Genomic DNA, 13,119 nt, shown 5'->3' with positions numbered 1-13,119 from the left:
CGGTTCAGAGCTTGTCGACCTTGAACGGATCGTGCTCGGAGAGCAGCTTGTCCAGGCGCGCCTGGTCGACGCGGTTGGCCATGTTGGCGACCTCCTGCCGATCGCGTACGCACTTGGCCAGGCCGAACGCGGACGTCACCGAGTAGAGCACGGCGATCCCGAGGAACGCCCGGACCCAGGGGCTGACCGGCATGAAGATGAGACCGAGCGCCACGCTGCCGAGGGCCACGGCGAAGGAGATGACACACTGCGCGTAATAGGCGGCTGTCATGGTGGGCTGGACTGGTTTGGTCATGCCCTCAGGGTCCGGCACGGGCCGGGCGTCCGCCTGAGTACGCGTACCTAATCCGCCTGAGTGAAACGACCCGGGGCGAGGCGGGCCTGCTCTTCCTTGACGATCCGCTCGGCCAGCGATTCGTCCGAGACGTCGATGGCGTCGGGCGTCGACTCGGCGAGGTGGCTGCGCCGGGCGTAGGCGTCGAACAGCGTGGACTTGGCCTGCATGATCTCCAGCAGCCGTTCGTCCATGCTGTCGGGCGTGAGGAGCCGGTGCACCTGCACGCGCCGCACCTGGCCCATCCGGTACGCGCGGGCCACGGCCTGGCTCTCCAGGGTCGGCTTGACCTGGGGCTCGCAGATGATCACGACGGACGCGGCCTGGAGGTTGAGCCCGACCCCGCCCGCCTGGATCTGGGCGAGCAGCACCGCATGGCCCCGGGCCGCGGTGAAGGCGTCGACCACCTCCTGACGGCGTTCCGGCGCCAGGCTCCCGTCGATGGGCCCGTGCGCCGGCGCCCTGACGGCCTGACCGGCGGCGGCGAGCACGTCGCGGAAGTAGGAGAACACCACGACCTTGAGCCCGGCGCGGGCGGCCTCGTCGACCAGCTCGCGCAGCCGTTCCAGCTTGGCGGACTTCTCCGGCACCGCGTAGGCGGCGCGGCGCATCGCCATGAACTTCCCCGACTCCACCGCGTCGCGGTAAGCGGCGGCGTCGGACACGCTGAACTCCTCCCACTCGTCCATGTGGACCAGGTCGGGCAGCTCGGTGACCACGTCCTTCTGGTTGCGGCGCAGGTAGACGGGCGCGACGGCCCGGCGGAACGCCTGCGCCCGATCGCTTCCGTGAACCAGCTCGACCTTGCCGGGCAGCAGCCCCGGCTGCAGGTAGCCGACGAGCGTGCGGAACTCCTCAAGACGGTTCTCCATCGGCGTGCCGGTCATGAACAGCACCGTGCCGACCCGGTCGCACCAGCGGGCGACGGCCTTGGACCGGCGGGCCTGCGGGTTCTTCACGTAGTGCGCCTCGTCCACGACGAGCATCCCGACCCGCGGCTCGGGGTTCAGCGCGCGGAGCCCGTCGTACGTGGTGACCGCGACCCCGCCGCGTTCCAGCCACGCGCCCTGGGCCAGCCGGCGATCGTCGCCGTGCAGCCGGTAGGCCTTGAGCGAACTGCGGGTCTCGATCTCGCGCTGCCAGTTGACCAGCACGCTCGCCGGGCAGACCACCAGGGAATGCGTCGTCCCCCGCGCGTGCAGATGAGCGAGTACGGCGATCGCCTGGATCGTCTTGCCCAGGCCCATGTCGTCGCCGAGGATCACCCTGCGCTGCGCCAGCGCGAACTGCGCCCCGAACGCCTGATAGCCGCGGAGCGACACCCGCCGCAGCGTGTCGTCGAGCTCCTGCCGCCTGACGCGCTCGGCCAGGTCGCCGGGCAGGAAGCCCTCGGCTGCGGCCTGGTCCGACGGCGCCACGGCCGAGAGCTCCGCCAGCAGGTTGTAGTAGTCGGCCGCGCGGATCTCGAAGTCGATCCACGCCAGGGCCCCGTCGGGCGGCGGGCGCAGCAGGTCCGTGGTGGTCTGGGCCAGCAGCAGCCGGAGCTCGGTCTCGTCGGCGAGCAGCTCGGCGATCCGCTCCGCGGCCTCCGCCGCGCGGGCCCGGCGACGGGTTCCCGAGAGCAGCCTGCGGAACCAGTTGCTGAGCGGACGGACCTGCGGCAGCGCCTCGTTCAGCCGCCGTCCGACCGCGTTCGCCGCGCGGCGGGCGCGGACCAGCTCGGGCCCGACGGCGACCAGCCGGTACAGCGCGACGAGCAGGCGGGTGGTCTCGGCGTCGCGGTTGTCGACGTCGATGTGGGCCGTGCAGGACTCTTTCGCGACCCGCGCGATGCTCTCGGCCGCCTTCTGCGCCTGCCACCTGGTCTGCTGGCCCACTCCTGGCAGCTGTTGCAGCTCGTACGGGGTAGCTTCAAGGACGCTGAGCACGGTGGTGTAGCCGGCGTCCTGCAGCGCCCCGAACCGCAGCCGGCCGCTGGTGACGTCCTTCAGCCGGGACACCGGCATGGCCCCGAGCTCCGCCCTGGCCTGCCGCACCCGCAGCGGTTCGAGGGCGGCGCGGACCTCTGCGACCGCCCGCTCATGCTCGACGACCAGCCCGCGCGCGTCGGCCAGCAGCCGCCGCGCGCGCCTTAACAGGCCCCGAACCTCCCCGGCAGACGGCGATTCCATGGATAGACGCTATCCCCAGGCTCGCGCCGAACAGTACCCGGACGAACGGATCGAGACGGCTTGAGCGGGTGGCGGCCGGGTAGCGAGACTAGATTTGGACGTACACGAAAGGATCCGATCATCGGCAGCGACGACACCTTGCCCCCTTGGGAGGACCGGCCCCGGCCGGCGCCCCGCCGCGTCACCGAATCGGCGATGCTGAACGCGCGTGAGCAGAGCCGGGCCGACGTCGCCCAGTGGACGTGCCCGCACGACCAGCACGCCGGGCAAGGCTGCGTCACCTGCTATCACGCCACCGCCGACGTCGATCCTGCCCTGCCGCTGTGGGACGTCGCCGCGTGGTTCACCACCGAGCGGCCGATCCCGATCAGAGCACTCCAGGACGTGCACCGCCACGACCGCGCACTCACACTCACCCAGCCGTCGACCCCGCTGGTCTACCTGCTGAGCGCCCAGGTGGGAGCCGCCTCGGCGGCGGAGGCGGTGGCGGGCGTGGTCGGCTTCCTGGTGCAGAACCGGCACATCGTCGACGCGTTCACCGTGACGGAGATCCGCGCCGCCCACTCCTGACCTCGTCGCGCCAGGGCGACAGGTCGAGACCCGGATAGCGAAGCGCCATGGCGGCGAGCGTCTCGGGCGTCCAGAAGGGATGCCCGGGTGGCGGGAAGCCGAAGAGTTCGAGCTGCCGCCGCGAGGCCCGCTCGACGAACCGGTACCACGCCGGCTCGTGGCTGCGATCGGCCCAGGCCTGGCGCTGGCCCCACTCGGCACCGGCCGACCGGTAGTTCAGATGCATGCTGTAGCGGGCGCCGCGCGCGGCGGTCAGCGTCGTCCCCCGGTGGAAGGTGTCGAGCCGGAAAGCCACCACCGTCCCTGCCGGTCCGGCGGCCGACACCTCCTCCTCGTACAACTCAGGGCTGCCGCTCGGAGACACGAACCCGCCCTCGCCGCCCGCGCCGTCGACGCGCGGATACCAGTTCGGCCTGGCAGGCAGATCGGCCGTACGGGTGCGCGAGACGAGATGCGGCGGCCCGAGCTCCTCGGGGACGTCCGCCAGATAAACGAACATCTCCAGCTGCCGGAAGCCGGGAGCGTCACTGGGCACGAGGACGGTGTGGTTGAGATAGTCGCGGTGCATGACCTGGTCATAGTCCGCGGCGCCGGTGTACTTCGCCCAGGCCTCCGCGGAGTAGATCCGGATGTCGTGGTCCTCCAGCAGGGCTTCGGCCAGCCGCGTCAGCCGAGGATGCACGGCCAGGAGGCTGAGCTCGGCACTCGCGAAAGGAAAGGCGTCGATGCCGGCGAACTCGTCTCCCAGGAACCGTTCGTACCGCGCGTCGCCTTGGTCGTGGAACCCCTCAGGTGAGGGGAAGAGCAGCCCCAGCTCACGAACGGCCGGAGCCAGCTCGTCGGCCGGGATGAACCCGGGAAGAACCACGAATCCATGGGTCCGCCATGCCCGCCTCGCGTCGTCAAGGTCCACCGGCCCACCAGGCACGAACCCGCTCGCCCTGCGCACTCCATTTGTCGGTGATGCGACCTCGCCCCTCTCAACCTTGACGTGCGGAAACCGGCTCAGGGGGCGGAAAAAGGCGGAGAAAGCGCTCCGCGGTGGCCCGCGGCCCGGTCAGCGCCAGGTCGCCCTCGCTGAGAACGTCGTCGAGGGTGCGGGCACGGCCGAGCACGGCGGCCAGGGTCTGCGGGCTGGTCTCGATGACCAGGTCAGCCTGCGCCGGGTCGGCCTCGGCCCGGCGCAGGTGGAGGCCGTCGCGGTCGGTCCGCACCAGGAAACGGTGCTCGCCGAGCCGCAACTCGACGGTGAGGGTTTCGCCGGCGGCAGGCGCGAACAGTGCCTTCAGCGACAGGGCGGCGGAGTCGGCGCTGAGCGGGACGTCGCGAGGCAGCGCGGGAGAGCGGCTGCTCCAGCGGGCGAGGTCGGTGACGACGGGCTCCAGAAGGGAGGTTGGACATGGACGACCACAGAAGACCGCGCGCATTCGCCACGTTCCTCCGCGTCTACGGCGTCCTGCTGCTGGTGATCTTCGTGCCGCTCCTCATCGGGTTCATCGTGCGGACACCCCTGCTGGCGGAGGCCGGCGGCCCGCTGAACTGGATGATCTGGAACGACGTCGGCTCCGGCCATGAGCACGCACACGTCCCGCCCATGCTGTTCACGGTCTACATCGTCTGGGGCGTGTTTCTCCTGCGGGCTGCCCGCGACCCGCTCGCCCACAGGTCGTTCCTGTCCTTCACGATGTGGGCCAACGCGGCCCACGCCCTCCTCATGGCCGCCCAGGCGACCACGGACCTGGACCGCTACTGGAGCAAGTTCCTGAACGACGTCCCCGTCATCCTGATCCTGGCCCTCGGCATCCTCTTCCTCAGGCCCCCGGTCGAGCCAGGGGTGTAGGCGGACGGTTTGCCGTCCACGGCGAAGGCCATCGACCCGATTCGAGGAAGATTCGCCGCATAAAATGAATAGGAAAGGCGTGACCGGCCAGGCCGGCTTCGCCGGCGAAATGCGGGTTGTTCGGATGGGTGGGTTGGTGTGGGCCATGGGCGCAGTCCTGCAAGCCGTTGGATACTTCCGCTGCTTGTCGCCGCAATCGCCACCTTTCTGCTCTGGATCGGCCTGACCGTTTTCGACAAGGGATTGGACGCGGGCAGCCATGTCGCGGGAATCGCTTCCGCGGTCTTCGCCGCGACGGCCTTGTTCCTTCAAATTCGGTCGTCACAGTCACGTCCGGAACCGGCTGACACGGATATCCGGGTCGAGTCCGCGGCCCGCGCGCTCGCCCGGCGCGTGCAGGAAATCAGCCGGCAAGAGGAACGCAACGGGCGCATCGGCGACCCATGGGCGCTGCGGGTGCGCTGGCACGCCGCCTCTGACGACGTGGTCGACGGCGGTGACAGGCCTCCGCCGCAGAGCGGCGACCTCCCCGGCTTCTACCGGAGGCTTCGCACCGGCCGCCTGGTCATCATCGGCCGGGCCGGGGCGGGGAAGACCGTGCTCGCCCACCGGCTGATCCTGGAGTGTTTCGACCACCCGGGGGATGTGCTCCGCGTGCCGGTGCTGTTCAGCCTCGGCGGCTGGGACCCGAGCCGCACCGGCCTGCACGACTGGCTGGCCGACCGGCTCGTCGGCGACCACGCCTTCCTGCAGGGCGCCGAGGCCATCGGGACCACGCTGGCCGGAGCGCTGCTGGAGAGCGGGCGGATCCTGCCGGTGCTCGACGGCTTCGACGAGATCCAGCACCATCACCGCGATGCGGCCATCAGCGAGCTCAGCCGTTTCGACGGGCCGCTGATCCTCACCACCCGGCCTGACGAGTACGCGGCCGCGGCCGATGCCACGAGACCTCTCAGCAGGGCCGCCGCCGTCGAGCTCGACGACCTCTCTCTCGACGACGTCCAGCGCTACCTCCAGGCTGTCAGCGGCAAGACCCGCACCGCCCAGTGGGATGCGGTCTTCTCACACGTACGCACCCGTCCCGACGACGTCGTCAGCCGGAATCTCGCCGCGGCGCTGAGCACGCCGCTTCTCGTCATGCTCGCCCGTACCATCTACAGCGACACACCCCACGGAAACCCCACGGACCTCCTCGACGCCGGCCGGTTCCGCACCCGGGACGCGCTCGAGGAACACCTCTTCAGCGCTTACCTCACCGCCCTCTACGACCCGCGCCGCACCGTCCGGTCCGGTGCCGGGAAGGCGCGCTGGACCGACCACCAAGCCCGGCGCTGGCTCGGCCACCTCGCCGGCCATCTCGCCCGGCTCGACACGCAGGACCTCACCTGGTGGCGGCTCGACGCCACCCTCCGCCGCCGCACCCGCGTCCTCGTCACCGGCCTCGTGGCCATGCTCGCGGGCGGGATCGTGGGCGTCCTGAGCTATGTCGCCGCCGTTCGCCTGTCCGGGGCGCCGGTCGGCGGGTCCCAGGTCCGTGAAGGACTGCTGGAGATGGGCACCGGCCTCGTGGCGGGCCTCGCCGCCGGGCTCCTGAACGAGAGAAGGACCGGCCGGAACCCCGAACGGCTGCGCCTGGGCCCTTCCCGGCACCCCGTCCCCGCACGACCGCGGGCCTGGCGCGGGATCGGCGCCGAACTCGTCATCGGGCTCTCGGCCGCTCTCCTGTTCTCGCTGGCCTCGTGGCTGATCTGGGGCTTCGCGCACACCGACTTCTCCAACCCCTCCGCCGGACGTTTCGTGCGGGCCTTCGCGCCGTGGCTGGACGCGACAGGCCCACTCAGCTACGTGGCGGCCGGCCTCGTCCTCGGGTTCCTGGTCGGGATCTCGTACGCGGTCGTGAACGCGGTCGTGTACGTGTTCAGCGGGTCGAACGACCGGAGTTCCGCGGTGAGTCCCTGGGACCTGCTGTCCACGGACCGCGCGGTGACGCTCTTCCGCGTCGGCATGGTCGGATGCGGGGTCTTCCTGGTGAACTTCGTCCTGGTGGGCCGGCAGTACGGCGACTTCGCGAGTGAGGCGTTCGTGCGTCAGGGCCTCCTCTACGGCTTGCTGTACGGATCCTTCGCCGCGCTGACCCGGCTCGTCCTCTCGGCGTGGGGAGGCTGGCTGCTCTTCGCACGCGTGTGGCTTCCCCTCCGCGGCCGGCTGCCGTGGCGGCCGAAGCTCTTCCTCGACGACGCGTACGACCGAGGTGTGCTGCGGCAGTCCGGCGCTGTTTACCAGTTCCGGCACGTCAGGCTCCGGGACCATCTCGCCGGCCCGGCAGTGCCGGATGATACCCCCGTGGGTGTGGGTGCGGTTCTGAGGCGCTCGTTCGATAATGAGGGCCGGGGGATGACCGCCGCTGATACGGAGTTGCCGTGATGGGCTATGTAGTTGTCTTTGGTCAGTTGCTGGTGCTGGGGATCTTCCTGGTCTCGCTGGTCGGCAAGGTTCGCAGCCGTCAGGCGTACCGGGAGTTCATCACGGCGACCGGCAGGCTGCTGGCCGTGGGCCCGGGACGGGCACGATGGCTCGGCCTGCTCGCGGTGGCGGCGGAGGCGGCGATCGTGGTCCTCGTCGCCGTGCCGGTCACCGCGTCCGTGGGGTTCGTCCTGGCGGTGGTCACGCTCGGCGGGTTCGGTTACGCGCTGGTCCGTGCCCTGAGGCGGGAGGAGAAGGCGGCACCCTGTCACTGTTTCGGCGCGTCGGAGACGCCCGTCGGGAGGCGTCACGTCATCCGCAACCTGGTGCTGATCGTGGCGGCCCTGGCGGCGCTGGGCGCGGCCTTCACCGGGACGCCGGGTGGCGTCGAGATCCCGGGAGTGGTGATCGCCGCGGCCGCGGCGGCGATGTGCGTGCTGGTCGTCGTGCGCCTCGACGACATCGCCGAGCTCTTCCGTCCGGTCGACGTCAGGCGTTGACGGGTCCGCCCGGCGTGCGCCGGAACCGCTGCCCCGGGTACTCCACCCTCACCTCGGGAGGAACCGGAAACGCCCGGCGGTCATCCGTCAGCCTATAGCCCGAGTGATCATCTCCGCGGTGCCGTATGCCGGGAAACACCGGCTCTGGAGCGAGCGACAAGGCGGGGACGTCCTCGCTCGTTCGATCAGCGATCAGGAACCCGGTGTCAGCGGGCCTGCGGCAACCTCCGGAAAGTGTCCCGGCAAACAAGAAGGCCCGCTCCGGGAGGTGCCTGGTAGCGGGCCTTTCGCTAGCACTTCCGTTAGCAAGGTCACGCGCAGCGCCAAGGCTCTGTCGGACCCGGTCGCTACTCTCCTGCCCATGGCAGTCCCCGAGATCATCCCCATCGGCTACGAACCCGAATACCACACCGGTGACATCGGCCACTGGGAGGGCGGCCAATTCCTCGGCTCCGTCGTCGCTGCCTTCCCCCAGAACTACACGCACACCGACGACTGGCAGGCGCACAAGCGCTGGCATGCCGTTCTGCACACCTTCGACGCCGCCGGCCACCGCCTCGACGCGCGCGTCGAGTGCACCGGAACCGACGACGATCACTGGGCCGCCGTCACCGCCGCACGCAACCGGTTGAACGCCTGGCTCGGCGAACTCCCCGGCCTCCACTTCGGCGACATCGCCATCCGCCCCTTCCGCCACGACGTCGAAGGAGTGCTGTTCGGCCTCGTCATCGAGACCTTCGAAGACACCGAACACGCCGAGCTCTACCCGAACACCATCGGCTTCTACGAACCTTGGGACGGCTCATACGACACGTGACCACCTGATCCGTAAGGAAAGGCAGACGCCCTGTCAGCGGCGTCCCGCCCTGGTCAAGCGGTGCATGCTGATCGATAGCACGCGGTCGCGTATGGCGGTGTTGCTGTATGGCGCTGCTGTACAGCACTTTACCCAGCATGCTTCGGCGCTGTTGCCACCCAATTCCGCCGCTGGGGAACAGCCACGTCGTCCTTCCAGCTTGTCAGCCGGCAACGGACGGATACCGGGCTGCCGCAAGGTCGTCGGCGAGGTCCTCCACGGCAAGATCAGCGTTCAGCGCTGTGACCACCGCCTGCGTCAGCGGACGAAGGGCATAGACGTGCCGCACCGCATCAAGATCCACGGATACCTCGTAGTAGTCCTCCGCGAACCGCCGGAACACCTCCGGAGACGAATCGACGAGCCGCGCGAACAGGTAAATCGCCCCATCGGGATCGCTCACGCCGTCCGGGTAGCCAATCTCACCCACCCGCCAACGACCATCGCCAACCTCCCGCCATAGGCAGACAGTCACGACCGGCATTCCGTCCTCATCACAGAACGCCGGCTCCTCCACACAATGGCGGAAGACCTCGGGGACAAAGTCGAGCACGCCCGGCCACGGCCCGTCGTTGCCGTACGGGCTCATCACCGCCTCGTGGCCGAAGCCACGGACATACGCACCCGCCGCGGAGAAGACGATGGAGTACTCATCTCCCGAGCCGTTACGCATCGAGGCCATCTCCTCCCCAGGGCCCCAGCCCGCATCGAAAGAGTGGTAGCGACTGGACCATTCCGGACTCAAGATGGCCTCCAGCACCGCCATGGATCGGCACAGATCGCGAAGCACCGGGACATCAGGCAGCAACCGGGCCACATCGTGAGCAGTCATGAGCCTCATCCAATCGGATGCCGGCGACATCCTCGGTGTCCTCCCGACCAGCATGGGACGACCAGCACTTCAGCAAGGGCGGCGGCTGAGAGCTGGGCCGGTTCCACCGGTATAGCTCTGACCTGCAGTTCTGTCTCTCGCCGGTTCTCAACGTATCGGGGTGTCTCACGTCCTTATGTGCCCTCGTTGTGCCCTGTGCAGGAGCACTTCCATCGCCTGAAGCACGTCCGTGACAACGGCTAACGACGAGTGCCATTGGGGTAGTAGTTCTCCCAAAACTGATCAGCGTGTTCGGAGCAGTAGCCGTAGGAGGCCCCATCCTCGCTGGATTCACTGGTGCTCGGGTCGCCTATGTCGAGCTCAAGGCCCCCGGCCGTGGCGTGCCAACTGTCTGGACCCCCAACAAACACGAGAAGACACAGTGGGAGAAGCTGCGCCTCCTGCCGAACGTGCTCTACACCGACGGCGCTCTGTGGGCAGTGTTCCGCGACGGGGAGTTGGTCGGGCAGATCGCCCGGCTCAACGGCGACATCCGGAAAGCCAGCGACAAGCTCGCTCCTCTCGATGGCGAGTTCGCCCGTGTCCTCTCCGACTTCCTGCTCTGGAAGCCGAATTCGCCCCGCAACATCCACCAGCTAGTGCGCGCGGTGGCCGGGCTGTGCAAGCTGCTGCGCAGCGAGGTGATCGAGACTATCGGCCGTGAACACCGGGGAGAGGAGAAGCCGAAGATCTTCACCAAGCTGAGCGCCGATTGGCGCAAACTGCTATTCACCGGGCTGACGTATGAGGACCGCGGAGCAGCTCAAGGCGTTCCTTCAGTACGCCCGCAATCATCGCCTCTGGCCCTTCTTTCACCTGGCCGCCTACACCGGCGCTCGTCGTGGTGAACTCCTCCACCTCCGCTGGTCGGATGTGGACCTTGACGCCAAGCAGATCCTCGTCAGAGGCTCAGCGTCGTTCATCGCCGGTGAGCGCGTGGAGGGGACCACCAAGAGCGGCCGGAAGCGCATCGTCAGCCTCGACGACGGCACCGTCGCGGTTCTCCGCAGCCAACGCACGATGCAGGCAGCCGACAAACTCAAGGTCGGCCCTGAGCGGCGGGGCGGCGACGACTACGTGTTCACCACGGGTTGGGGCGAGCCCGTCCACCCGGACACGCTCAGCTCACTCTTCTCGATTCTTATCAAGCGCTGCAACAAGACCCACCAGGACGAGCCACTACCGCACGCCCGGCTTCACGATCTGCGCCATATCCACGCGACCACGCTCCTCCTGGCCGGCGTTCCCGTCCACGTCGTCGCGGCCCGGCTCGGTCACGCCGACCCGTCGATCACGCTCCGGGTCTACGCCCACGTGATCCGTTCAGCGGAAGCCTCCGCGGCGGACACCTTCGCCCGCTCGCTCAGCCATCAGGAGCCTGGTGTTAGCAGCCCCGTTAGCAAGATCCCGAGATTGTCCTGACAAACAAGAAGGCCCGCTCCAGGATGTGCCTGGTAGCGGGCCTTTCGCATGTGCGCGGCCGAGAGGACTCGAACCCCTAACCTTCTGATCCGTAGTCAGATGCTCTATCCATTGAGCTACGGCCGCTCGCTGCGTAAGCAAGCATAGCGGGTCTTGAGCCGTGCCTCGAACCAGTTACCGCAATCATGACCCCGTCGGTTCGGTCTTCTTGGGCCAGAAGGTGTAGCTGACCGGCCAGATCAGGGCGATCAGGGGCACTTTGGCCGCCTGGCCGAGGAACGCGTACAGCGGGCCCATGCGCTCCGGCTCGCCGACGAGCCAGCCCAGGGCCAGCACGATCGCCCACGAGATTCCGTACGCGAGGACGATGCGCAGCCAGAAGACCCACTCGTAGCGGGTCCGGGCCGCGCCGCCCGTGGGTGGGCCCGAGGGCGGGGGGCCGCCGGCGAAGCGGTGGTGGAACTTGGCGTCGGCCCATTTGAGGGTGCTGTGGCCGAACACGATCGAGTAGGCGAGGTACGCGGCGGCGAGGCCGTGCCTGAAGTCGGCGGTGGCGCCGCCGCGCATGTCGATGACGGCCGCCGCGAGCAGGATCACGTCCAGCAGGGGGACGCTGATCAGGAGGGCGGTGCTGAGGGAGCGGCGGTTCCACAGGTAGCGGCAGGCGAGGCCGAGACCGAGCAGCACCCAGAAGCCGACCTCGCACGCGATGATGACGGCGATAATCACCCTTCCAGCTTGGCGGTTGTCCGTGGGGAGAACCTCCCCACCGGGAAGGGCCTGTGGATACATCGAAGTGTGTATCCACAGGCGGCCTCGCGAAGGATCGAAACGGCCTCGCGAGGTGGTGGGATGTGGGCATGAACCGCGTGCCGTTGTGGGCGGGCCTGGCCTTCGTCGTGGGGGTGGTCCTGATCGGGGCCGGGGCCCGCATCGAGCGTGGGGTGCCCGACTGGGTGCTCGTCATCCCACTGGCGATCACGTGCGTGGCGGTGCTGCTCCGTTACCGGTCGCCGCTCGGCTCGCTCGGGCTGGGCACGGTGGGCCTGGTCATGGACGTGTTCGTGGGGCCGTCCCTGGGGACGATGCTCGTCTACACCGACAATCTGTACGCGGCGGCGCTCTACGGGCCGGCCCGGTTCTCGCGCTGGCTGCTGGTGATCACCACGGTGGGGGCGATCGGGTCCGGAGCGGTGACGTGGTTCCTCTGGTACGACTGGCGGACGCTCGCTCTGACCGTGGTCCAGGTGGGGTTGATCCTGGTCACGCCGGTGACCACGGCTCACATCCTGCGCCAGCACCGCGATCAGGCGGCGGCCGAGCGGGCCAGGGCCGAGCAGGTGGCGCGGCTGGCGGAGCTCGATCGTGAGGCGGCCATCACGGCGGAGCGGACGCGGATGGCCCGCGAGCTGCACGACATGATCGCCAACCATTTCAGCGCCATCGCCATCCAGTCCACCGCCGCGCTGTCCCGTAAGGACCTCGACCCGGCGACCGTGCGAACGATCATGGAGACCGTACGGGAGAACAGCGTGAAGGGCATGGCCGAGATGCGTTCCATGATCGGGCTGCTCCGGCAGGAAGGTGACGAGGGCGAGGCCATGAGACCTCGGCTGCGCGACGCCGAGAGCCTGGTGGAGCGGTCACGGCAGTCCGGGCTGGTCACCGAGCTGCACGTCGACGGCACGCCCCGGGACCTGCCCGCGCCGGTCGACCTGGCGGCCTACCGGATCCTCCAGGAGGCGTTGACCAACGCGCTCAAACACGGCGACCCCCCGGCCAGGGTGCGTCTGGCGTACGAGCGAGCCCAGGTGTCGATCACCGTGGACAACCCGATGAGCAGCCGGGACAAGCGGCTGCCGGGCGCCGGGGCGGGGCTGATCGGGATGAAGGAGCGGGCCAACCTGGTGGGCGGGACGTTCGAGGCGGGGCCGCACGAGAACGGGTGGCGGGTCGCGGTCACGCTTCCGGCGCCGAGAGAGGAGCCCGCGTGACGTCGGTCCGTCGACGGGGGGAGGCCGGGCGTGGCGGATGACGGGGACGGTGGATGGGCGGGACGTCTCGTGGATGGGCGGGCCAGGCCTCCGGAAGA

The 13,119-nt window shown here is 69.0% G+C and carries 14 protein-coding genes and 1 tRNA gene; 8 read left to right on the top strand and 7 right to left on the bottom strand.

Annotated elements, in window-relative coordinates:
* Window positions 1-4 precede the first annotated feature (4 nt).
* Window positions 5-295, bottom strand: coding sequence for a YiaA/YiaB family inner membrane protein (locus ACGFI7_RS31155; RefSeq protein WP_393410784.1), 291 nt, complete (start codon window positions 293-295; stop codon window positions 5-7).
* Between the two features lie 47 nt (window positions 296-342).
* On the bottom strand, window positions 343-2,505 hold the full coding sequence (locus ACGFI7_RS31150; RefSeq protein ID WP_393410782.1) for a DEAD/DEAH box helicase: 2,163 nt from the start codon (window positions 2,503-2,505) through the stop codon (window positions 343-345).
* A gap of 195 nt (window positions 2,506-2,700) precedes the next feature.
* Here ACGFI7_RS31150 and ACGFI7_RS31145 point away from each other — a divergent pair, with 195 nt between their 5' ends.
* A complete protein-coding gene (locus tag ACGFI7_RS31145) occupies window positions 2,701-3,075 on the top strand; it encodes a hypothetical protein (RefSeq protein WP_393410780.1) in 375 nt (124 codons plus the stop codon).
* On the opposite strand, the gene ACGFI7_RS31140 is transcribed toward ACGFI7_RS31145, so the two are convergent.
* Window positions 3,041-3,988 (bottom strand): phytanoyl-CoA dioxygenase family protein, encoded by a 948-nt coding sequence (locus ACGFI7_RS31140; protein WP_393410778.1) that lies wholly within the window; start codon window positions 3,986-3,988, stop codon window positions 3,041-3,043. The two genes, ACGFI7_RS31145 and ACGFI7_RS31140, sit on opposite strands and share 35 nt — an antisense overlap.
* Window positions 3,989-4,055: 67 nt before the next feature.
* Window positions 4,056-4,502, bottom strand: coding sequence for a hypothetical protein (locus ACGFI7_RS31135; protein ID WP_393410776.1), 447 nt, complete (start codon window positions 4,500-4,502; stop codon window positions 4,056-4,058).
* Here ACGFI7_RS31135 and ACGFI7_RS31130 point away from each other — a divergent pair.
* From ACGFI7_RS31130 to ACGFI7_RS31115, 4 genes are all read left to right on the top strand, one after another.
* The gene (locus ACGFI7_RS31130) at window positions 4,475-4,915 is read left to right on the top strand and encodes a DUF6632 domain-containing protein (protein WP_393410774.1); all 441 of its coding nucleotides are present in this window, start codon (window positions 4,475-4,477) and stop codon (window positions 4,913-4,915) included. The genes ACGFI7_RS31135 and ACGFI7_RS31130 overlap by 28 nt on opposite strands.
* A 393-nt stretch (window positions 4,916-5,308) precedes the next feature.
* Window positions 5,309-7,339 carry an NACHT domain-containing protein gene (locus ACGFI7_RS31125; RefSeq protein ID WP_393410772.1) on the top strand — a complete coding sequence of 677 codons (2,031 nt, stop codon included), beginning with the start codon at window positions 5,309-5,311 and terminating at the stop codon, window positions 7,337-7,339.
* On the top strand, window positions 7,339-7,878 hold the full coding sequence (locus ACGFI7_RS31120; protein ID WP_393410770.1) for a MauE/DoxX family redox-associated membrane protein: 540 nt from the start codon (window positions 7,339-7,341) through the stop codon (window positions 7,876-7,878). Before ACGFI7_RS31125 ends, ACGFI7_RS31120 begins: the two co-directional genes overlap by 1 nt.
* 361 nt (window positions 7,879-8,239) lie before the next feature.
* Window positions 8,240-8,695 carry a hypothetical protein gene (locus tag ACGFI7_RS31115; protein WP_393410768.1) on the top strand — a complete coding sequence of 152 codons (456 nt, stop codon included), beginning with the start codon at window positions 8,240-8,242 and terminating at the stop codon, window positions 8,693-8,695.
* Between the two features lie 202 nt (window positions 8,696-8,897).
* Here the strand turns inward: ACGFI7_RS31115 and ACGFI7_RS31110 are convergent, their stop codons facing one another.
* Complete coding sequence (locus ACGFI7_RS31110) at window positions 8,898-9,566, bottom strand: hypothetical protein (RefSeq protein WP_393410766.1); 669 nt, start codon at window positions 9,564-9,566, stop codon at window positions 8,898-8,900.
* Between the two features lie 287 nt (window positions 9,567-9,853).
* On the opposite strand from ACGFI7_RS31110, the gene ACGFI7_RS31105 reads away from it, so the two are divergent.
* Complete coding sequence (locus tag ACGFI7_RS31105; RefSeq protein ID WP_393410764.1) at window positions 9,854-10,453, top strand: hypothetical protein; 600 nt, start codon at window positions 9,854-9,856, stop codon at window positions 10,451-10,453.
* Window positions 10,350-11,027, top strand: coding sequence for a site-specific integrase (locus ACGFI7_RS31100; protein WP_393410762.1), 678 nt, complete (start codon window positions 10,350-10,352; stop codon window positions 11,025-11,027). Before ACGFI7_RS31105 ends, ACGFI7_RS31100 begins: the two co-directional genes overlap by 104 nt.
* A 53-nt stretch (window positions 11,028-11,080) precedes the next feature.
* Here ACGFI7_RS31100 and ACGFI7_RS31095 read toward each other — a convergent pair.
* Both ACGFI7_RS31095 and ACGFI7_RS31090 read right to left on the bottom strand, forming a co-directional pair.
* A tRNA-Arg gene (locus tag ACGFI7_RS31095) sits at window positions 11,081-11,153 on the bottom strand.
* A 57-nt stretch (window positions 11,154-11,210) separates the two neighbouring features.
* On the bottom strand, window positions 11,211-11,756 hold the full coding sequence (locus ACGFI7_RS31090) for a hypothetical protein (protein WP_393410760.1): 546 nt from the start codon (window positions 11,754-11,756) through the stop codon (window positions 11,211-11,213).
* 131 nt (window positions 11,757-11,887) lie between these two features.
* On the opposite strand from ACGFI7_RS31090, the gene ACGFI7_RS31085 reads away from it, so the two are divergent.
* Entirely contained in the window at window positions 11,888-13,021 is a 1,134-nt protein-coding gene (locus ACGFI7_RS31085; protein WP_393410758.1) for a sensor histidine kinase, read from the top strand.
* Window positions 13,022-13,119: the final 98 nt, after the last annotated feature.

Source organism: Nonomuraea sp. NPDC048826 (assembly GCF_043198225.1).
Lineage (GTDB): Bacteria > Actinomycetota > Actinomycetes > Streptosporangiales > Streptosporangiaceae > Nonomuraea.
Note: the sequence above shows the minus strand (reverse complement) of the source record. Positions and strands in the feature narration are given on the sequence as shown.